This is a genomic window from Flavobacterium sp. TR2 (assembly GCF_025252405.1).
GTDB lineage: Bacteria > Bacteroidota > Bacteroidia > Flavobacteriales > Flavobacteriaceae > Flavobacterium.
Genome location: NZ_CP104307.1, coordinates 2,284,622 through 2,308,292 on the forward strand (window position 1 = coordinate 2,284,622; position 23,671 = coordinate 2,308,292).

Here is a 23,671-nt window from a genome sequence, read left to right on the forward strand (position 1 = left end):
TTTTTTTGGTTTTAATATTTAATTACGATTCGTCCTGTAGATGAATCTTTAATGTAAGTGATGTATCCGAGATTAGTAACAGCTTCAATATTCTTGGCTAGATTGGTACCTTGGATTGAAACTTTTTTAGAAAAGTTCTTCTGATCAACTAGAGTTCCGCCAACATTGATCATGTCATATCCTGATTTTACCATTGTACCGCCCAGATAGGTCACTATCTCAACATCGATATTTCCAGTGCCTAATTTTCTGTACCATGATCCCGCCATTCTTACTTGAACAGTATTTAAAGTAGGGTTGTCGGCTATTATTTTACTGAAATTCACAAGACAACTTTCTACACCATTTGCTTGCGTATTATCGCCAGCCCACATGATGTAAGAATCGGCTGCTAGGGCATTTACTGGAATTTCGTTATTAAATCCGTGACCCCATCCCATCCATTTATTGTCTAAGGATGTTCCCGAATTAACAATTCCGGTATAAGTGTCAAAATCTTCTCCTGCTCCCAATGCCCATTTATATCTAATAACCATGTAGTTGAAAGGAGATAATGTTACATCGGGTTCAACAACACAAGAAGGATTTATTCCTCTCCAGGCAGTAGCTCTACAAGAACCCGCGTTATTTGCATAAGCCTGAACGTTTGCCGATAACCATGCATCAGCTTTTGCATTGGCATCTTCGACACTAATGGTAGATACAAATTGATTTGCATTTGCAGTAAGCGTGACGGAAGTGCCCATGACTCCGGCAGCGCAATCATTTTTTGCCGCAGTCAATGACCTGGCTATATTGTAATATTCCATACTTTGTTTATAATTGATTATGATTTGTCTCAACTTAGCGAAGGTTTGCTTGAGGCAATAACTAAGTTTGAAGAGGTGAAAAAACCGCTTTTTACGCGCTTTTTGATCTCACTTTTTATGATTTGATTTCGTACAGTAAATTGAATTTTTATAAAAAAGCAATATGTAAGCAGATTGTCTAAAAGTAAATAGACAAAAATTGTGAGAGGGGAGTAGTAAAGTTGATAGGAACCACGCCACGAAGGCTATTAAATTTGTGGTTCCTAAACAACTATTTAAAAAATATTTTCAAGGATTATTTTTGTTCCTGTTTTACAATTTCGCCAGTTTCAATGTTTATGCGAATATCTCCGTGCTCATCTTTAATGGCTTTTTCCAGTTCGTTGAAGTTTTGCTGCTGAACGGCAATCTGGCTTAAGATATCTGCTTTTTGAAACTCGTATTGAATAGACAATTCTCCCAACGATAATCTCGCCTTGTCCATAAAGGCATTAAAATCCTTTAATTTCTTTAATTGCTCAGCGTTGATTGTTTTTGCTTCTTCTTTATTGATTTCTTGTGTTTTCATTTTTTATTTGTTTTTAATGTTTTGAATTTTGTTCTAAGAATAAATTATTATGTCGTTATTCCACCGTCACTAATTACCCAATTGTTTGGTGCTCCTGTAAGAATTGCTCGAGAAGCAGAACTAGCTGAAGTATATTTTGCAGAACCTAAATGAATAGTTAATGAGGGTTTTACAGGTCTTGAGCTCCACCCATTATAAAGTGCATTTAAATTGGAAGGAGATAAGCCTAAGTCTGAAGGAGCTGTTCTTTGCTTGAAGCTAGAAAAATTTGTAACGTTTGATACATTCCAATTACCGATATTTTGATTGAATACTGGTGTATTATAAAACATACGTAGCATACTTGTTACAGAAGAAGTATTCCAAGAGCCAATATCTTGGTTGAACGCTGTAGCTGAAGCAAACATAGACCCCATATTTGTTACGGAAGAAGTATTCCAAGAGCCAATATTTTGGTTGAATGCAGTAGCTGACTCAAAGATAGAATCCATATTTTTTACGGCAGAAACGTCCCAGTTGTTTAAAGGTTGGTTAAATGCAGCAGCATACCCAAACATATAACCCATATCTGTAACAGCTGATGTATTCCAGTTGTTTAAAGGCTGATTAAAATTTTTGGCATATCTAAAGACAGAATTCATATTTACAACAGCTGACGTATTCCAGTTATTAAGAGGCTGATTAAAATTGTCAGCATATTGAAACATTGCCATAATATCAGGAGCAGCATTAGTGTTTAATGACCAATTGTTTATATCAGGACTTCCGCCATTGTTGAAGGCTATTGCAGTTTGAAACATAAGTTTGAAACTTATGACATTACTGACATTCCACGCACCTATATTTTGGTTGAAGTTTGTAGCGTTAGCAAACATATAACTCATGTCTGTAACAGCTGATGTATTCCAGTTGTTTATAGGCTGATTGAAATTTGGACAATTGGAAAACATACCATCAAAAGTAACAGGTTCATTTGTATTTATTGCCCAATTGTTTATATCAGAACTTCCCCCATTGTTAAACACAGGGTTAAACATAAGTCTAAAATTTATAACTTTACTAACATTCCACGCTCCTATGTTTTGATTGAAATTTGTAGACGCAAACAGATTTTGCATGATTGTTACTCTTGAAGTATCCCATTCATTTACTCTGTTTATAGTTGTTAAAGAGGTACATTTATAAAACGCATAATATAAATTTGTTGTTCCTGTCAAGTCTAATACATCTGATACATTCGATAAATTTAAATTTGAGCATCCCCAAAAATATCCCCCTTCGGTAGTTCCAAGATTTAAACTTCCCCAAGAACTTATAGATAGTATTTTTAATGCATCTCCCAAACCATAAAATCTCCATCCTTTACACGTACCAGTAATTGTAATTGTATATGTGCCTGGTGTACTATAAGTATGTAAGGTTTGAGGTTGACTGTATGAAGTGATGAAATTTGAGGAACCATCTCCCCAATCTACGTTAAAAGCATAAGTACCGCTGTAAATCAAGGGCAATTTCACTTGTGATGCCGTACTAGAACCTGAAGAAACATTATCAGTTTTCCAAGTAGAAACAAATGGAAGGCCAACGGGTTTGCTTAACCCATATTCATAAAATAATAATGGATTCATAATTACATATTTGAAATTCTTAAATAATCTGTAGTGCCAATGCTCGAAATAGTTGCCGTGCTTCCTGCGGCTCCGTTTAGTGTCGCAGACGCATTAACTTGTACTAATGTTCTTCCTGCTGCTTGTACAAATGTTATTGCACCTGCACCATGTTTTAAGTACGATGCACAAAAATCTGTACCACCATTTACGGTAATGTTTATTGCACTTGCTCCATTATTAATGATGACATTTTTGCCAAGTTGTTTTTTACCATTTGTGTCAAGTGTATCAGTTGTAATGTTTGTACTTGTTGTAATGGTAATTTGTGAAGGTTCAGGTAAGGCGCTTGTAGACGTGGTTACAGATCCATCCGCCATTAAGTATTGAGAACTTGTACCGCCAGTTTTTACAAAAGAATTAGCTTTTACATCACCAGTTTTATCAACAGTAAAAGTGTTTACTCCGTTATTTTTTCCAACATACAGTAGACCAGTTGCTCCAGATGCAGCATTAGCAGCAATACAAATTCCATCATATGATGTAGTGGAAAGAATACCAATTCCATCACCGCTAGTAATAGCCGATATAGCATTTCCAGATCCAAATTCAGTATGTGCAAATATCCCTGTTCCATTTCCAGTGTTATGAGAAAATAAACCATAACCATAATCGGTAGAGTTACCAGCATAGATTCCGTGTCCACCTTCGCCAGTTTGGCGCGAGTAGATACCAAAACCTGTCGAGGTATTGTTTGATTTTAAACCAATTCCATCACCATTATTGGTTAATGATACAGAATTGCTTCCGCCACCGCCATTATTGGTAATGACTAATCCGTTAGTTTGTGTGTTTCCAGTATTGGTGACAGATTTAATTCCAGTAAAAGACTGATCTGTTGATGTTAGTAATACTCCTTGCAGCGAATTCTCACCAATCTTTTTCTCAACACCATCACTGCCCATAACATACAAATCTGTCGTGCCGTTTGTTTTGGCATATAATTTTGCGTGGCCTGCTGTTGCTGTGGTTGGAGATCCAGATTCAGAAGGGGCTAGGGTTAATAAACCGTCGGTAATATCTGCCTTTTCGTTTAAGGTTGTAAATGAAGTTCCAGATACGTTTCCATCGTGCGTGATAAATGCTTTTTCTACTTGTATTTTTTGAACACTAATTGCTTTTCTATTAACATTTTCAGCATTTGTGTCAAAAGTAGAAGTGGTTGCATTAGAAGGAGAGTTTTGAACTAATTTTAAGCAATTGGCACTATTGTTTTTGGTGATGGTTAGAACATCTTCAACAGAATTATTGTGCGTTAGTTTTAAAGCTCCATCTTTAGATTCATTTCCTGTTGTGTGAATTACTGTCGTATCGTCTGCGTATGCTGTAGGATCAAGAAAACCATCTCCTTTTACAAATTGTGTACGTTGGCCACCAGCAGAAACAAATTCTTTAGCAGTTACAGTTCCCTCTGAATTAATTTTAGCTTTTACAACATTATCTTTTGTGACTTGCAAAGCATCGCCAGTTGCGGTTGCAGACGAGTTTAATTGTACGCCAACTCCTGCTCCAGTATTGGATAATTTAATGCCAGTTCCTGATGCCGTATTTTGAACAGAAACCCCGCTTCCGGCTCCACTCACCGTCACGTCGAGTACTTTTGCGCCAGCATCGGCTCCGCTATTTGTCAATACAATTCCGCTTGTTGAGGTTGGAGTTGTGTTGTTGAAAGTTAAGATTCCGTTTTTGGTTTCGTTTCCAGAAGTATGCAAGAAACTTGTGAAGTCAATTTGCTGGCCTGTGCCTCCTCCTGGATTTGGCGTTAAATTTTTGTACCAATAGGCAACCTCAATATTTCTGTTGTCAATATTTGCTGAAAAAGTGATTACCGCATTATCATAATTTACGATATAATCTCCGTCAGCGCTTTCGCTTTCTTTTTCAAACAATAATTGACCATTTTTAAATGCCTTTACGCTAAATTTTACTGGAGCATATCTTAAAGGAAGCGTATTGCCGATAAAACCGTCAAACTGTTCTTTGTAAGGCATATAGCAGTTTCCGGTAATAATGCCGATATTTTGTAGACCAGTATACAATAGGGCAGGAGTGACATAATGTTCGTTATCCCTTCCATCTTCAACCATTTGAAAATCGGCCTTGTCTTCGTCTTTGTGGATAAAACTGTTAAAAACCTCCTGGAAGTCCGCCTGTGACGGAATATCGCCGTCCTCGAATTTGTAGCCAATGTTAGTTCTGTCTGTTACCATGTTGTTTGAAATTTATTTCTTTCTGTAAATATTATTTTTGATTCGCTAGATTTTTGAATCCCAATGCATAATTTGCATTGGGATTCATTTAAAATTAAAGTGTTAGAATTTTTTCTTCACTACTGTACATACCCGAAGAGTTTTCGGCAAGCACTTTAAAATGATGGTAAATTCTGTCGCCATCATCATTTTTAATAGTCAATTCGTCAATTCCAAGTTTGGTCTCAAGTAAAGACAATGTTACCGTTTCGTCATTAGAAACTTTTTCCTGAATTTTATCCCAGTTTCCTTGATTATTCATTTTGTACAAATGATATTTGCCATTATGAACCGTTTTCTCCCAACTGAAAACAATAGGTTTCAGTATAGATTCATTTGCTCCTGTTGCTTCTCCAGAAGCTGTTAATATAGGAGACTCTGGAATAGCAGTATCGGCAATTACTGTAGCGGTAATTTTTGATGGCTGAGATGGCGTATAATCAATATTGGTAATTGGATTAAGATCTGTTGAACTCGGATCAGCATATTCGATTTCTCTGGAAACTGTAACTCTATAGAAAAGACCATCTCCAAAAGGAACATTTTCCAGATCTTCAAATTCGTCATAAACAGTCCATACACTATTAAAATCAGTAGATAAAGTATTCTCGTCAATCAAAATTTCTTTGACAGGCGTCATGGTTCTGATCGATTGTGCATCAAGCATATTTTTGGCGCGATAAACATTTATTTTTCTGATGTTGTATTCTGGCTTGTAGGTGTTCAATTCTATTTGAATAGCTGGTTTGATTCCTAAAAGCTGATTTTCCAGCACTGGCATAATTCGCTTGATTTCTGGCGTCTGCGGCGGATTTGAAGGAACTAATTTTACAGGACCTAAAAATGTGCTAAATTCGCTGAAATTCAATTTGATATCCATTTCGCGAACACCGTAGAAATAAATGTTTTGCGAATTTCCATCCAGATTAAAATCTGTAAATTGGGTTCTGAATTGCGCTGCATCAGTGATTTTCATCATTGGAGCAATGTCCAGATCAGGATTAGGATATTTCAGGATATTTCCGTTCTTATCTTTAATCGTCTGTTTTTTGTTAACAGGCACATAGTCATTATCCTTAATGTATTCGTAAATTACGGGTACTTCAGTTAAAGGCACAAAAACAGAATGAATGGCTTGTTCAATGAAGTGAATGGCCAATAAATCTTCTTCAACCCCTGCACTTTTAGGAATAATAATCTGATTGAGGGCAGTTAAACTGGTTATTGTCGGAACATTTTGTTTCTGAGTTGTATTATGCCATTTGATAAATTCATTAATTTCCGCTTTCAGCAATACACTGTCTGGCACTGGAAAATGGTAATGCTCTCCAGAGACGCTCTCAGGAGGATAAGTTGCATAGTTTGCAGCATTTTGAAGTCCATTAAAGTCTAAGAAATTTTGCCATCTGTTAGTGAAATATTGTTCATTATTCCCGCCAAGTTTGCTAATTTCTTCACGAATTGTGGCAATCGTTGCAGTTTCGTACAAAACATTTAATAAGGCCTGATCATTTGCTCTGTAATGCAGCATTCCGTAAGGTTTGTGCGTATATCTGGTCGTAAAGGTGTATGTAGATCTGTTAAAAAAGTCAGGTCTAGTGGCATACAAAGGACCTTTTACATCTTCTGGTTTAACAGGTTTTTCAATTCTAACCGCGTACATCGGATTTGGCGCACTAATTTTAGAATCATAGTCGTATAAATTTGAATGCGCGCTGATTCCAAAAATGGAGTAATGCGTGTTTTCTCCTTCTCTTGGCTGAATATTTGCTGCTGTGATTCCGTTTGAAGGATCAGCAAAAAGATAAACTTTATAGCTAGGATAATAGTTTACTTCCTGTTCTTGTGGCTCATGCAATGCATTCTCTTCGATAAGGATATGATCATAAGTTGGATCCATTTCTTGAGTTGCATCTTTTTTTAATTTGAAATTAGGGTCATTAACAATTAATTCCAAATCCAGATCGGTTCCAATATTATCTGCGCGTACGACTTTAAACTCTTTTCTTGATTTTACAGGAATTGGATTCGAGCCTTCAAAACAACTCTTGGTAAATAGACGGACAGTACCATTCATCCATTCAACAGAATTTCCATTGTCTTGGTTGTATTGAGGATGCTGAGCCAATTTTAGTCCTTTGAAAGTAAGTTTGTATAAGCCAAAGTGTTTTTTCTGATCTTCAGGCAGCGGAATTGGTTCTTCATTTTCATCCAATACATAATTGCCGTTTGCGTCAACTTGAAAAGCTTTTTCCAGAACTTTTTCAATAATGACTCTCTTGTTCCAGATTCCTCGAGTTTTTTCAATCTGTAAACTATCGCTGCCTTGGCTGTCTTTTTGAAGGACAAGTTCTCTATGAACAGTTTTTAAAACTTCTGGCAATTGAACCTGAAAACCAATTGGACTTGGCTGACGCCAATTTTCAGGCGTTAGCATATTCTCAACCAAAGAACATAATTCGTTTATTGGCTTTTTAATTTCCTTAATTTGCTCAGAATCGATTGTAGCATCACCATCAGAAACAAGACGGTCGCTTACTTCTTTTTTAAGAACTTCAACATTGGCATAACTAAATTTTCCTGCAGTAGTTACCACAGCAATATTTTGAATGATATAGTTTTGATCTCCAACGGTTAAAATACCTCCAATAAATCGGTCTTTATTGGCATCGGTTAAGTTGATTTTAATTTCTTCGCCACTGCTTAGGATTCTGTATTCCCCGATTGTAATAATCGAAGTAAGCTCACTTGTTGGACTATTTGAAATATTAGTGATTTTAGCGTGCTCAATTTGAGGAAGGCTATCCCTAAAATAAAGTTTAAAATAATCTGCAAACAGCTCTTCATTGTCCGGATAAATTTTGTCAGAAAGCAAAGCTTCTGCATTAGTTACCCCATCAGGAACGGTATAGTTCAATAATTCCTGGATAGCATAATATTCAAAAAGAAGACGGATATAAGTTTTGTCTGTTATGGATTCATTTTCTAATAAGGCTTTCAGTTTAAGCTGTTCGCTCATTGACGTAAACATCAACGGATTTTCTTTTGTAATTAATAGCGAATTAATGCCAGTTGGAGGCAGTAAAGTATTTTTCGGTTTAATGTTTGAAGTAATTTCTAGTTGTCTGCCAGATGTTGCTCTAGAGAAAATATTAATTCCGTAGCCTTGATAAACATAAGTTTTCAACCCTGTTTTTTCCTGACGAACATTTAAAAATGATTTTCCTGAGTCTGGAATAATAATTGGAGCAGGCTCAAAAGCACCAGTACTCAGATCTTTTTTGACATTAGAATATGCCGTGTCAGCAGATAGTTCTGGCTTTTGCCAATTGGCTTCGCCTTTCAATTTATAATCTACTCCTGCATAGATAGGAAAAGTAAAAGAGCTTCCATCATATTCTTCTGTAGAGCTAAAGAAAGCAGTGTCTACACTGTAATCTTTGATGTCGCTCATAAACAGACTTACATATCTTTTTTTGCCATCAAAACTATATCCTTCTGGATCTGTGATTTTTGCAGTTTCATTATCTTCGTCTGCACCCGCATTAAGGCCTGGCAAATATTTGCTTAATTGTACAGGAAGAGGCAAACGTTCTGTGTTTACAGAAGTCGGAATACTCATAGAAAGGTGCTGTACTTCTTTTTTGTCAGGACCTCCTTCTAAATTTTTGAACGTAACATATTCTGTTAAGTAAATATATTCTCCCGAAAGAACCGTTTCATCAATATCAATGCATCCTAAACCTAACATTCTGGCAATATGATAATCATTTGCAGCAATGTTTAATAAATCTAGATTGGATATTTCAGTAGAATTTTCTGCAAATTCTGCCGTTTCTCCAGGTTGAGGTTCATTGGTAGGAATGCTGTCCTTAAACTTAATGGTTTCTAAAGCAGTCGGATTAAGTCCATCGGCACTTAAGCCAATATAGCTCTCAATAACTTCCTTAATGTTTTTATCTTCTTCATCGGTTGGTCGCTTCCATTTATCTTTGTAATTATTGACGTCTACGTATTCGCCATCATTAAATTTTAGCCATTTCCCGTGGATGCAATTTAATTTAGGTTCCAATTGCTCAAACGCTTTATTGTCATCAAGAGTCAAAGCATATTTTCCTTTTAGATCCCAAGTCCCTCTATCATTTGCATTTTGGATGAAATCGCCATAATATTCGAAATTGATTTCGTTCAACAGGCAGTTGCTTGCTTTAAATCGGATGCTTCTTCCATTTTCTGCTACCACGCGAATTGCGTTAACTTCTGTAGAAGAAAAAGTCTTGCGATTTGTAACTCTTTTTGATGCTACAATAGTATTTTCGGCTACAGAAAGTGTTTCTAGTTTAACAACACCTGAGTTATTTGCAGCGCTGAATTTAAGTTCTGCGGCAAAAAATAATTCGCTTTTATTTTCAATTTCGATAATTTCATTTCCGTAAGCCTGAATAAAACCTGATGGATTTACCATCGGATCAATACTTGCTCTTGTCGACAGATATTTTGCTCTGTTTTTGAAATAGACATAAATCGATCTTTGCGGATCTGTTGTTTTATAAAACCAAAATGCTTTTTGAATATCTACTGACTTTGGCTTTTTTGTTAAGTCTAATTTATAAGCGACTTTAGTGTATGGAGCTCTGTATACTTTTACAAAATCTTCAGGTTTGTTGAAATGCGAATTAGAATTGGCACCTTTATACAAATCACCTTTTGGAAGATGGTTTGCGCCTAATTCTCCAGCCAAAAGCCAGCGAAGATGAATTCCTTTTGTACTGTCAAGCCCTTTAGAACCTGCAGCAGCAATTTGCAGACTTGTAGACTGCAAAGCAGTTTTTCCAGAATTAAGATCAACAATATGCAGTTCTTTGCCAACATTAAAATTGATTTTAAATCCGCTAGGATTGTTAACATTTGGCAAAGCAATTTTGGCTGAGTTATCGCCTAATGCGCTTGGTTTTCCGTCTATTCGAATTGCAGCATCAATAGTTCCTAGAGCAGGTACAACAACGGCATTCTGAAGTTTAAAAACCAGTCCGCTTATATTGCTTACCGTATGAATTCTTGTTCCGGCAGGAAGAGAAAGAGCCACACGGCTTTTGTTCCTAAGCGTTAATTGTCCGGCACTTTGACTTACCGCAAGACCTTTTTTAAGGACAGGGTAAACCAAATTATTTTGGGTGATAATTACATTTGAAAGACACCCAATTTGTGCGCCCGATAAATCGCTGCTTAATTGGTTTAATTCAGATCCTAAAGTGCTGAAATCAGGAACTCTGATGTAATCTGTGTCCAGCATAGAAAGACCAGTGCTTTTTACAGCAGGCGCTTTTCCTAAAAAGTTAGTAATTGGCGTAATCAATTCTGAAGCATTGTTTACGGTGCTTGTGACACCGTAAACAAAAATGTGTGATTTATCATTTAGATTCTGATACAAGTTTTTGAGAGCATCAACATCGTTAACCTGCAAACCGTCAGTAACAACGACAATGATGTCTGGAGTTACTGTTAAGCTGTTTGCAACCTCTAAACCAGATGCCCAATGATCAGACTGAGGATCGGCAGATCTTGATCCAAAACCATTAATCCAACTTAAAAAACTGGAGGTATTGCCAGAAATTCTTTTTTGAATAATATGCTCTGACCTAGAATTACTGTCGTTGTTGGACATTCCGATTAACGAAAGCGTAATTTTGCTCTGAGCCTGAGAATTGATAAATGAAGTCAGCCCTTCACGTATCTGCTGCGCTTCATTACCATTTATCGAACCCGACTCATCGACAACGATAGCGATATATGTTTCGCAACCTGTGGATTGGCTTTCTTGAAGATTTATAGAACTCATTTTTTATTGTTTTTTAAAGATTTATATTTTCAATAGGTAAGATTACTGGTTCGCCAACACGAACTGTCAATGCAGTGGCGTTAGGGCCAACGATTCCGTTGTTATTCCACATTCTGTATTCAAACTTCAGTTTTAAACTGTTTTCAGTAATTTTTTTACTTTCATTCATGATCAGCATCTGAGCGTAATCTTTAGAATACAATACTTTGTAATTTGCTTTTGCTGCACCGGCATCATCAACCACAGCAACAGTATTCTTAATTTCTTCTAAAGGAATTTTCGGAATATTGAATGGTTCAGGATTGCGGACTAAAAGCGCTACAACATCTCCAGTATTGGTGTCAATAACTCGGTTAACTTCTGTTGACTGGGCAGGATCTAGAGGAGACATTTTCAGAACTCCTTCAATGGCGCGATCAAATAAATGCTGATATTTCAAAGCAAATGCGTCGCTTAACGGATCTTCCTGTCCAAAAATGATATTGTTTAAAGAACCAATCTGATTTTCGCTTAAACTCAACGGAATATCAAATAAAGCGTTGCGTACTGGATCTGCGCTTAACTTATAGCTATTTACCTGTTCGGCAAAGTCTCTGTATCGCGATGTCTGGAATCCAAACTGGTGTATCAATACATTTTCTTTATCCGTTGGAGTATTATCCTGATTTTCATCGAAATAATTTTTAACTAAAATGGTATACAGTTTAGAAGGCTTTAAATCGGTTAGTTTTACCTCATATCCATAAGATTTTGGTTTTAGAGCATCTCCAATTGTAATTTCACATTTTATTGCGCCAGTGCTTCCTTTAATCATGTTTTGCAACATTTGAATGTTTAGAGGAATTCTAGGATCATTGTCATCAACCCACTTTATGTCTTTTTCTTCTGCTTTTGGATAAGTGGTTGCTGTCGTCGGTAACGGATACGGAATAAGAACGTCATTTAAAGGATCTTTGATGATAAGGTTCATCACACCTTTAATTTTTGGTCTGCCTGCTCCATAATCTTCCCAATCTTTAAGCATATGATACACATATGGATTCTTGAAGAACATCGATACTTTACACTGCTCATTTCCGTAGAATGAAGGTTTAGATAATAACAAACTTCCATCGGCATTTGGGTATGAACGGTTGTAGTCTAAATACTGTCTTAACGAAGTCAATGGCGATTTTGCCAATTCAGTCAATTCATTTTTAACAGCTGGTTTTTGGCCAGAAGCAAGATCTTCATCAGGAACAGGATAGTGGCCGACAGGACCTAATGTTTTAAATCCGTAATAGTATTCGAACTTAGTGGTATCTTTATCATCGACTTTATCTGTTAAAACAAATTTTAAACAGTAAGTTGAATTTGGTCTCCAAATAGGCTGAACCGTATTTTGAATCGCGGCTTCCATTGCTTTATTGTCTTCTGCGACAGCATCAGAACCTGGAATGGTTTCATTGTGCATCGCACTTTCTTTCGTTAGCCACCCAATTTCTTGAATGTAAGTAGCATAGCCCGTTTCATTGTCTTCATCTGGATTTCCGCCTGCTGAACATAGTACAGCATTAATTGTTAATAATTTTGAAGCCTTAATTGGTCTGATATAGACCGATTTAGCGACAATGTCTAATTCAGTCAGATTAGCAGTCGAATTGGTTAAAGCAGCTGCTGATGATGCAACCGAAACAGTTTGTGTTGGGTGTAAAGAACAGTTGTCAAATTGATCATTAAACAGAGAGAAATAAATCCCTTTTTCATTTTGTTTAGAAGAAAGCATCAAAATTTCATTTTCTGATGGTTCGTTCTGAATATGAAGAACCGTTGCTTTATCAGTGGCGTTTCCTCTTTCAATTAATCTAACAAGCTGTAATGACGTATTAAATACAAACAAATATTTTTTATTGTAGGCAATAACCGCATTGTCAGCCAGCGTTTTGTTTGACAAGTAAATAGCAGAATCAAAAATGGCATCATTTTTAACTAGCGTAATATTTGTCCCGTCAATTTGAGCCAATCCAAATTTTTCGTTAGTCAGCTTAACAGTTAGCAAGACTTTGCCATTTGCAATCACTGCATCTGTAATTTCAGCAATAGATGATTCAGAAACTAATTTTGTGTCTGTAATCGCGATTGCTTTTGTACTTGCATTAATGCTGATGCGAACGATTTTTTTGTTTTTTGTAATCAGACTGAAATCAGTATTGTTGTGCTGCAGCACTTTAAGCGCTATTTCATCAATTTTTATGCGATGGACAATAGAACGATCGGTACCGTTAACCCAGTTGATCTGCGTTTCATTTTCCAATGCATTAATCCAAAGCAGTTCATTATTCTGTAATGGCACCAATTTGTTAAAACCTGTTGAATACGTATTGGCATACTGCATTCCGAAAGTTCTGTTTAATTCAGAATCAAGTTCAACAATTGCAGTTGTTTTGGCAGGAATTGCGCAGCCAACAATAAAATCATCATTGACAATTGCTTGACCAATTCCTTTGCATTGAGCTGCATCTAAAGCTTGAGTAATTAATAAATTATTATTTACCACTTGCATTGAGGTCACCAAACCATTCAATAAACGCTCTCTTACCAAATTTCCTTTAGCATCGATTTGTGCAATTACGGTCGTATTTGGCTTCGGATGAAATGAAACTAAATAAGTGTCATTGTATTTGAAAATTTTGTCGAAGGCATAAAGCTCATTTGCGTTATATCCGTAGAAACGCGTAAACGTCAATGGAGTAGGAGCCGCTGTCGGATTATCATTTCCAGCATCTGCTTTTAACTGAGTCAATTGGGCAACCAACCTATCATATTCTGCCAAATTACTAGGTTCAGAAATGATGAATTCACCGTCTGTTGAAGCATAAGTGTCATTAAATAAAGCGGCAATTTTATTTCTAACATCTAAAATAGCGTCAGCATTTGCAGCAACTGGACTGATTACAATTTTGTCAATTTTATTTTTGTCTAAAATAGCACTGTTAATATCATATAGCGTTATTGGTAATTTTAGTTCAGCTTTGGTGTAAGTCACCTCATCTAAAGCCTCTGAATCAGGAGATTTACGGATTTTAACACGGTCATAAGTAGCTAACTTGTCTCCTTTTTTGAAGACAGAAGTGTAGGCGCTAATTTTTACCGTTTTAGCTTGTGTTGTCAGTTTTAAAGTCGGTTCAATCGCAGCTTCAGGGAAAATAATTTCCAGTTTATTATAGTTTTTGAAAGAAAGAGACCTTCTAAAACCAAATGGATTGCTTTCTGCAGAAATACTCATAAAATCTCCGCCAATAAGCGCGCCATCCACAATTTCAGGGGTTTCACCAACGAGTTTAAAGAACAGACCATTGATTCTATCTGCTTCATATTGAGTAGGTACATAATAACGTTTTCCAATTTTTTTGTTTAAGAAATTAACATACTCCTTATCAATCTTATCTGATACGCAGAACAGCTTAGAAGGCGTAATTCCGAATTGTTCCGGAACGTGCCAGCCTGGTTCTCCCGCACTTAAATAAGAGAATGGATTGGTTGCCAAAACACGAATGCTGTCATACTGATCTACTACTTTTTGCCATTGTGCCCAAGGTAAATTCTCTACAAGCGTTCTCGAATTTGCATCGACAACAGCTTTAAAAGGATGATAAGATTCCCAAGCGCCTCCATTTGCAGAAAGTAATTCCATCGATTCAATTGCATATTGATGTTTTACCTGGCGTAGTTTTCTTCCCGCTTTTGATGTTGCTTCGGGCGGCATCATATCGGTATAATTTTTTGCGTCGGCTGTATATCCTCCAATTATTTTAGAAAGACTGCTGTTTGGCAATACTCCTTTGGCCAGTTTAATATCAATGTAGGTGTCTAATGGTAGTACTTTAGAAATTGCTGATGGAGCAGGCATTGCATTAAAATAATCCAATAAGAAAGCTTCATTTGTAAGCATATGCACCCCTTTTACAGCATCGGCAGTTCGATTGTCATTAACATCTCCGTGAGTTCCTTTTGGGAGCGGGCTGTAAGGCGTACGGTCAACGATTCTGTTAATATCCCATTGAAGCTCAATTAAGAATGTTTTACGTACTCTGACAAACGCAATTTTGACACGCACGCTCAGTTCTAATTTTGCATAAATCAGGAATGGCTTAAATGATTCTACAGAGAAAATGGTATCTAAAACGATCTCAACATTGATAATCCAGATTTTAATCTGAATTCCTCCTCCGGCAGCAATGTATCCGCCCATTTGCGGACGTTTAAACGAAATTTTTCCGCCCATTTCTAAGTAAGCCCATAGCTTAACCTTAGCAGGGCCAAAGCTTTTCTCCAATTTAAAGTCTAATCTGGCGCCAGCTTCAATTCCCTGAGCTGATAGCATAATAAATGCTTTGGCAGTAAAGAGAGTTAAGATTCTCGCCATGATTGGATCTTTTTTAGAACCAAGATTGATGTACCAAGGCTTTTGATTTTTGAAGAAAAAACCAGCTTCCAATAAAGCGTGCAGTTGAATGATTTCTCCGCCATCTTTTGGCATTTGGAAATCTGCTCCAGCGGCCAGTTCAAGAGAATCATCCCCAAAGGCAACCATTGCAAAGAATGGGGGAGTGCTTTGATCTTTTTCAATAGGACCTAATCTATCGCCAAGAACATTTAATCCTGCTTCGATATAAAATAGAGTAGGAAGAGAAAGCAGTAACATGGCTCTCATATTTAAAATAGTTCCACCTGTAGATTCAAATGTTGCACCAGCTCCAATAGAAAAAGGCGAGTCATATTGCATAGAATCTGGCGGTCCACTGAATTTTCTAATATTGATTCCGGCTTTTGGATGTTTATAAAATTCGTACCAAGAATTATCTACGGTTAAACCAGCAGCTTTTTTTGTAGCCACATATCTAAATCCTAATAAACCTCTGAAACCAGTGATTGATAAAAATCCAAGCGGAATACCTGTAGGCAATTCAATGCCTGCGTCAACTAAGAACGCTGGGTATTTAGGGGCAAAACGCATTCCGACACTTCCCGTAATTTTAGCTTTTGGCAACTTTAATGAAACCTCTCCCATAAATTCAGGAGAAACCCCAGGCTGAGGAAGCGAAATCATACCGTGGATAATAGCCATAGCAGATGATTCTGAAGCTGTTCCAGGAATCATCAAATCGACTTCAATAGTTTGAATTCTGATAAAAGATTCTGCTTTTTTTGATGGATCACCATCTATATTGTCTGTAGAGTAATAGTATTTAATACCTTCTCCACGCGCATCAAGCCCTAACGGATTGACACTAATAGCGCCATCAAATCCCCAGAAGTTATATTTGCGCCCATTAATTTGCGTTGAACCAAAGTTGATGTTGCTCACCGCCATCTGAACCGGTCCAAGATTCACAGATAAATTGATTGGAATCGGGATAGAACCACCTTCAACCTCAATGTTTCCGTCGCTGTAAATACGAAGTTTTTCCACATCAAATCCTTGGCCTTTAGCCAATTTGTTCATTAATGTTCCTTCAGGAAACGAAACGTAGCAAGAAGTCCCTACATAATAATCGTCATCTTGTTTTCCTAGCTCGAAGCTGTGAAAATCGAAATCAACTAGCCCAAATAAATTAGCTTTAGGTTCGCTTGCTTTGTCAAAAGAGGCCGTTAAGTTGAAGTCGCCATCGTCGTATAGGTGTCCTTCAATGTCTACAATAAATGGAGCATTGCCTTTTTTTAATTTTGGAATTTCTAATGCGCCCTTTATATTAGAAGAAGTAACTCTATTTTGTTTAAAGGTAATGTCAAATTTGTTAAAGCCAACTCTGAAGCTGTTAGCTAATTTAAACCACATATAATCAGTTTCACTAGCAGGATTTCCAACAATTAGAGATTCTAATCCAATTGTTCCAGAGATTCCGCCTTCAGTTCCAATTAATAGTTGTTTTCCAGTAATTTGCAGTGTAGCGCCATTTTCTTTTTTGAACCATTTTTTAGGTAATGTAATTGCTGCTTTTTCAGCATACACGCCTCTAAATGCTGCACCTCTTCCGTCAGCATCTGCCTCAGGAATATTTTTATCTCTGCTTAAATCTACTTTTAATCCAGAAAACTCTGCAATTAATCCAGTGTTTCCAATCATAGATCTGTTTAAGCTAAAACTGGAGATATTGTTAAAGATAAAACCGCGATTAGAAGAATATTCTAAACTGCCGACATCAAATTTTAAGTAGCTAAAATAATTTTCTGGCAATGGATCATCAAGGGCAATGCCGGTAACATTTTCTGTACCGGTGTAAACTGGTTGTAGCCATTTATGAGGAAATTGAAGGCCTACGCTAATTTCGTTAATAGCCATTCTAAACTGGAGTGTTAGAGCCTCTTTTATGTTTTTTTCGATATTGTCGAAGTAGTGTGCAAACAATTTTTTTAAGCGGTCTAATCCTTCGTCGCCTACGTTTAAAAGGTTTTCGTAAGCAAATTTTAGAAGGTCAATGTCAAGACTTCCAATTTGCTGCGATAAGTGTTCTACCTGATTGTCAAAAGATGCATTAGTATCGTTTAAAGTTGCTAGTGCATCTGTATGCACACTATTGAATTGATTAACAAAATCAACCAATGCATTTGCACCAGGGTAAAATGTATTGATCAGTTCATTTAAAAATGTTTTTTCGTTTATTTCTGCCAATTCAAAAAGAATGCGTAAAACGGACTCAACAGTATTATCAAATGATTCGAAATTGAAATCATTGATGTATTTTAAAATAATCCAGGAATAATCAAAGCTGATTGGAATTTCGGTATTGCCATCTACGGTTGGATTCAAAACTAGTTTTAAATCTTGTGCAAGAGGAATATCAAGTCCTAGAGAATTGTACGTGGTTAATGTCATGCTGTAAAAACCAGAAGAGTTGTCATAGCTTTGACTGGCAATAAGATTTTTTACAAATACAGAATCAAAAAGACTGGCAAGTGCATCTCTAATTGCCTCTAGCTCATTTGGAATCTTGTCCAATGGTAATAATTGGCTTAATGACGGGTGCATTATTTGATTTGACATATTTTTAAGTTTATTTCTTTGTTAATGGTTTGTCGATTACAATTCAAAATTTGCCTTCTAATTATGCCAGAATGATTATCTTTTGAAAAAGGCATAAGTATTCTGTATTCCTTTCTTGAAAGAGAGGACAGGAAGGGTTTTGAAAAGTATTTTTGATTTTGTTTTACTACTTAATAATGAAGTAGTTTTTTTGATGCATATTGCTTTTAATCAGATGTTTGTTTCTTTTTGACATTGCAAAGATTTAGAAAAAAAAGGGCTTTAAAAAACAACTGCAAAGCTGTTGAACACTTGTATTGTAGTACTTAACAGAGTTGTACAGAAAGTGGACAGCTATGCTTTTTCAAGATGAAAAAGCTAGTCTTTGAATGAAAAGAAAAGGGATATTTCTCAATATTTATAAATTGAGATTGCATGCTCGAATGGAGCCTTTTTGAAAGGTAGAGCTATGAATCTCTATTGAAATAAGAATTTAATGCGCTTGCGGAAAGATGGCATCAGAAAAGATGTCTGTGCTTTAAGTAAATGAAAACTATCTTTTACTGCGCTTAAAATAAAGCGCAGTATTGGGATAGTATTTTGTAAAAGACTAATTGTAATATTCGATTTTTCTTTCAGCAACCAAAGTTGGTTCTCCATCTGGTGTTCCTTCAAGGAACATATTGCATTTTATCCAGTTGTTGTGGCTGTCGTATTGGTAGGTATAGTAACGAGTTTTTACCTTGAGGTTTTGTTCTGGATTGTCAGGAACAAACTCTTTTTTTATAATATCACCTTCTTCATTGTAAGTTTTTATAAATTTTTTGGTAGGATTGGAAATTTCTCCAGGTCCAGTAACGAAACATTTAACCTTTTCTACGTAATCTTTGGTTGGATGATAAGTATATTCTTCTTTAGCAGCAACTTCACCGCAACCATACATTACGACCTGTATAATGCGTCCAGATTGATCATAGAAATATTTTAATTGTAAATCATTACAAAAAGAAATCTCCGTGCCCAGATCTGAATAAGATCTGCCTTTTTGCTTTGCATACGTACCAGCGATAATTTTTTGATTTGCGACTTGCCCTTTTGCATTATAAGTAAAGATTTTGCGACTAAATAAATCTTCTTTTTTTTGAATGGTATCTATTATTAATTCCCCAGTTCGATGTATTAGAAATTCTTGTTCCTCTTTTACTTTTCCAAATTCATCGAATGTATAAACATAAACATACTTACTAAACTGATGCCATATTTTGCCTCCAATTTTTATTGTTTTTTTTTCGACTTCAGAACGATTTAATTTTAGGAGTAAATTATTATTAGATACTGGAAAATATTGCTTTAATGTCGTTTTGTAATTACTTTTTGCAATCCAGTCTTTATCATCATATATGTAATCATTAGTTTTTTTATAATCAATATTGGATAAGTAAGCATCTCCAGTTAAACCTCCTTGCCCTAGTTCAGATTTAATCCTTCCATAATTGTCGATATTCAAATAAATAAAATTTCGAATATCATTATATAGTATGAAATAATCTTTGTCTGAATCAGATAAGCTTTGTTTAGGTTTATTAAGCTTGAAATAAACTGTTTTTACTGAATCATTTAAGTTCTTTCCACTATAGATGCTTGACTTTTCCATCCACAAACCGATATACTTTCCATTATTTTGGGCATTTAGATTAATTGCAAATGATAAAACAAAGAATAAAAAGGTGAAAAGAATTCTCATAGATCAATGATTTAATTTTGGTATCGAAATATAGCATTAATTTTAGTCATTTTAGCTTATAGTTCAAAGGTTTTTTTTCAATTCTTACCCTCTTATTTTTCCAAAACCCTAAAGACTGTTTTAGCACCTATCTGCTTGTTGGTATTAGGCAAACCTAAGATACCCTCTATTTTTTTAAAAACAGCACTAAGTAGACCATCTCCCACATCTGTTAGTTTACCGTTTTCAAAGAGAGCGCCTTGATAATTTACTTCTGCTAATGCATCTAGCGCTACACCCACAGTAAGACCTTCACCTGCTTTAGCCGATCCTCCAAATCCTAGCCCTGCTTTGGCTTCAAGCGTTACTTCAAGTCCTGCTAGTGCCGGAATAAATGTAAAAGCATGTATAATTTTAGTTATCCCATAGTCATCATTCATTTTATCAAGATCTTTCTTGTTTTCAGGAATTATACCATTTAGATAGGAAATGTTAAGCATAAGCCCTTTTACAAATTCTACTGCAGCTCCCTTATAATTTGCGGTCGCACCACTTGGAATTTCATCTGTAATGTAGCCCAAAAGGCCTTTGATTCCGCTTTCAGGAGTTACTTCTTCATTACTATACAAAAGTTCATAATACTCTTTTCCTCCTATTTTTTCTTTAAACTCAGGAATAGCTTTTAGCGCAGCATCTATCAGATCTTTTTGTTTGTCGATTCCATCTTCTATGAATTTATATTTAGTTTTGTTACCTGGGTTAAGTACATATTTTAAATATAATTTTCGAAAATAAAACTCAATTATATTTTTTAAATTATCAAACTTAATTTCCATTTTTATATCAAGAGCTAAGCCACCAGACACAAAAAAGTTTTTTGAGCTTATATTCTTCAACGAAGCATCCAAAATTGCTGTAGTTAAGCTTATTTCTGTATTGGATTGATCACCTGACCTGTGAGCATCGATTACCTGACTGGTTAATGCGTTATCATTTATTGTCTTTTTTACTATTTTCTTTTTTTGAGCAGGATCATAATTAAAAAAGCCTACCTTTTTATGATATTCGATACTTTTAAACAATTTAAAAACATTGTCAAAAGAATAGACATAATTCGATCTATTATACCACATATCGTGTAAAACACCTGGATCAATGTTGTATTTTACCTCAGTGCCCGGCTCGCAAAGAGAACCAGCATCTCCACTAAATGTACCGAAATAGAATGAAACCTCTTTGCTCACATTTCCGTTGGGAGTGTACTTTAATGAACGTCCACTTACAGAATTTAAGGCTGCTTGATCAAACACATTAAACTTAAAATCAGAGTCTTTTATTGAATTAGGGTCTGTTTTTCTTTCTAATTTATAATGAACTCCCAGCATGGCTCCCATATCAAATGTTAACAAATCAAAAATGGTATTTGCAATCGCCCCAACTGGAGTTGAATTTACAAAAAGCTTTTGGAAAAAGCTTCCTACTAATTCGGTTGTAAGCTTTGTTTGAATAGACAGCTTTCTGTCAATTTCTATAACTTCAAACACTCTGGTAGCATGGTCACTTGTATGAGGATTGGTTCCATATTTAACTTTATATTCAAAAGCTACGCATCCGGTTAACTCAAGTTCAGAACTAAAGCCAGGTAGTTTACTGAAAATATTATCGACCGATCCATGATTATTATTTCTATCTTGTTCAGCAACGCTATCCGCGTTTCCATTTGGCATACTAAGCCCTTTTTTACCAGGTCCTCCAATTTTAGCGCAAATTTTACCTTTGGTGTTACCCTCTAATTTTACTTCTAATTTGGTTATATATTGCCTTGAATCAAGATTAATGATATCTAAATAATTTAATATATCTGAAAGATCACTTACAATAGAACCGCCAAAGACAGTTATAATCATAGTTAATAGAGCGGTTTCATCTTTTCTTATCGGAAATTCATATTCTGTTGATACGATAGTTTTTAAACTTGCACTAGCTGAAGCTCCGACATCAATTCCTAAACCCTTTTTATTAGCTCTTCCATGTCCAGAATATCCACCAATTTTACAGTTTAAGCCGGCAGCTGTACTAGTTCCAATCCCTAATGTTGATTCTTTTTTGTACATAATAGTCAACTCCTTATTTGTTGACATTTTTCGCCAAAGACTTTTTTCAATTTTTCCTTCAGTCTCAATTGGTATTCCCCAAGTGACACTTGCACCAAGAGCAACTTTTCCTCCCGCACCTCTGGGCCAATATTGCGTTAAAAAATCAATGGCAAAATTGTACACTTTATTAAAAAAATCTGCAGCTTCTTTATATAATGCAATAGCATCTGCCTTTACCTCTTCTGCTATATCGATTACATCAGTTACAATCTCAACGATTGCATCTAAAGCAGCATCTGTAATATAATCCATTATAGAAGTTGGTTCGTCATCTGGATTAACAGGAGGAACTTCAGTAGGTACTAACATTTCATTGTGTCTGAAATTTAGAAAATAGTACATTGAGTCCGCAAATTTTCTCGAAGGTATTCTAATATTTTTATTTACAACTGTTTCAAATGATGTTGTATTTCCTAAATCATCAAATTTAATTTTACTATCGGCATTTTGAGCTTCCATTTTTTTTAGAAAACGATAGTAGTTTGGTAAACCGGTATCCGGATTCTGACTGTCAAATTTATTTTCAAAAATATTTACATTATCCAGATGATCAATGGAATATCTCTCATAAGCATCAGCTTTCTTAAGCCCCCATTCCTTAAGATTTGTTCCTTGCTGTTCTGAATTATAATAGTATAATAAATTAAGATAAAACTGAAAGCGCGCATCTTCGCTTCTCTTTGAAGCAGGAAATGGCGTTCTTTTGGGTAAAGAAAAAATTACGTCGTTATTGTATGGGTTTCTGATGAGATATTCTTCTTCACCATAGTAATTTTCTAAGACTATTTTTGAAGGCGTGTCGCCAAATTCTATTTTGTGTAATTTAGCATCTTCGTCATTAAATAAGTTTGGAGGGGTATTTGTTTCTTCTAAATCATAATCTGTTATAGGAATATTTAACTTAGCATATACAATCTTAGTATTTTCAGGGTTGACAGAAAAATAAGGATTGTTTATTTCAGATTCATTCACAAACTTTTTTACTTCTGGGTTGTTTTCTATTATTTCTTGTTTAGTCTTCTCGTCGACTACAAAATCAAGTTTGTCTGAATTACCTGCTTGTTTATTTTTTATTTTTTTTACATTGAGTGGTTTAGAGGTTTCAATTTTAAAATTCTTCTGATATCCGACTAAAGAAATCGAGTAACTGTATTTATTATTTATTAAAGATTTTTCTTGTTGGATGCTAAATTCAATATCTGAGGCTTCTCCAATATATTTTTTTTTGGCAGCATCAAAAAGTTCTTTTCCTGAGAATTTACTATCTATTTTTAGTAATGTTTCGGTATCAATTTCCCTTGTTACTTTTATTTCCGACCAAATTTGAAAGGCTTCAATTGCCTCTTTTAAGTTTTCATCGAACTTATACGAGTAAGTGTTTAATGGAGTAATATTATATTGGGGATAAAAGCCATTTTGTTCATCAATAAAATTTAAAGCAACTTTTATTAATCCAACGGCTTCATTTTCCATTCCAATTTTAAGAGAACAATTAGGAACATTATTACTCGCAATTCTCTTTAATTGTTTGTTGCTGCTTAAGAGCTGACTTGTAAGCTGACCGCCACTCTCATCACCATTTATAACTTTTTCTGGTAATGGAATATTATTAATGGCATTTTTGGTTATATATACGGACATAATTTGATATAATTTG

Annotated in this window: 8 protein-coding genes; all 8 read right to left on the bottom strand. The window is 35.5% G+C overall.

Translation table 11 applies throughout. The features are described from left to right. Nucleotides 1-11: 11 nt before the first annotated feature. The 8 genes from N4T20_RS10325 to N4T20_RS10360 all read right to left on the bottom strand — a co-directional run bounded on the left by N4T20_RS10325 (nucleotide 12) and on the right by N4T20_RS10360 (nucleotide 23,655). Entirely contained in the window at nucleotides 12-842 is an 831-nt protein-coding gene (locus tag N4T20_RS10325) for a DUF5977 domain-containing protein (protein ID WP_260672919.1), read from the bottom strand. A gap of 262 nt (nucleotides 843-1,104) precedes the next feature. After that, the gene (locus tag N4T20_RS10330; RefSeq protein WP_260672920.1) at nucleotides 1,105-1,377 is read right to left on the bottom strand and encodes a hypothetical protein; all 273 of its coding nucleotides are present in this window, start codon (nucleotides 1,375-1,377) and stop codon (nucleotides 1,105-1,107) included. A gap of 47 nt (nucleotides 1,378-1,424) precedes the next feature. Next, on the bottom strand, nucleotides 1,425-3,005 hold the full coding sequence (locus N4T20_RS10335) for a BspA family leucine-rich repeat surface protein (RefSeq protein WP_260672921.1): 1,581 nt from the start codon (nucleotides 3,003-3,005) through the stop codon (nucleotides 1,425-1,427). A gap of 2 nt (nucleotides 3,006-3,007) precedes the next feature. Further along, a complete protein-coding gene (locus N4T20_RS10340; protein ID WP_260672922.1) occupies nucleotides 3,008-5,254 on the bottom strand; it encodes a hypothetical protein in 2,247 nt (748 codons plus the stop codon). A gap of 94 nt (nucleotides 5,255-5,348) precedes the next feature. Beyond that, entirely contained in the window at nucleotides 5,349-11,132 is a 5,784-nt protein-coding gene (locus N4T20_RS10345; RefSeq protein ID WP_260672923.1) for a VWA domain-containing protein, read from the bottom strand. A gap of 13 nt (nucleotides 11,133-11,145) precedes the next feature. Continuing rightward, nucleotides 11,146-18,156 carry a hypothetical protein gene (locus tag N4T20_RS10350; RefSeq protein WP_260672924.1) on the bottom strand — a complete coding sequence of 2,337 codons (7,011 nt, stop codon included), beginning with the start codon at nucleotides 18,154-18,156 and terminating at the stop codon, nucleotides 11,146-11,148. A gap of 589 nt (nucleotides 18,157-18,745) precedes the next feature. Continuing rightward, on the bottom strand, nucleotides 18,746-19,879 hold the full coding sequence (locus tag N4T20_RS10355; RefSeq protein ID WP_260672925.1) for a hypothetical protein: 1,134 nt from the start codon (nucleotides 19,877-19,879) through the stop codon (nucleotides 18,746-18,748). A gap of 92 nt (nucleotides 19,880-19,971) precedes the next feature. Beyond that, nucleotides 19,972-23,655, bottom strand: coding sequence for a hypothetical protein (locus N4T20_RS10360; protein WP_260672926.1), 3,684 nt, complete (start codon nucleotides 23,653-23,655; stop codon nucleotides 19,972-19,974). Between the last annotated feature and the right edge of the window lie 16 nt (nucleotides 23,656-23,671).

Excerpts from the sequence above, each read along its gene's own strand:
- N4T20_RS10330 (WP_260672920.1), bottom strand. The coding sequence starts at position 1,377 with ATGAAAACACAAGAAATCAATAAAGAAGAAGCAAAAACAATCAACGCT.
- N4T20_RS10335 (WP_260672921.1), bottom strand. The coding sequence starts at position 3,005 with ATGAATCCATTATTATTTTATGAATATGGGTTAAGCAAACCCGTTGGC.
- N4T20_RS10340 (WP_260672922.1), bottom strand. The coding sequence starts at position 5,254 with ATGGTAACAGACAGAACTAACATTGGCTACAAATTCGAGGACGGCGAT.
- N4T20_RS10345 (WP_260672923.1), bottom strand. The coding sequence starts at position 11,132 with ATGAGTTCTATAAATCTTCAAGAAAGCCAATCCACAGGTTGCGAAACA.
- N4T20_RS10350 (WP_260672924.1), bottom strand. The coding sequence starts at position 18,156 with ATGTCAAATCAAATAATGCACCCGTCATTAAGCCAATTATTACCATTG.
- N4T20_RS10355 (WP_260672925.1), bottom strand. The coding sequence starts at position 19,879 with ATGAGAATTCTTTTCACCTTTTTATTCTTTGTTTTATCATTTGCAATT.
- N4T20_RS10360 (WP_260672926.1), bottom strand. The coding sequence starts at position 23,655 with ATGTCCGTATATATAACCAAAAATGCCATTAATAATATTCCATTACCA.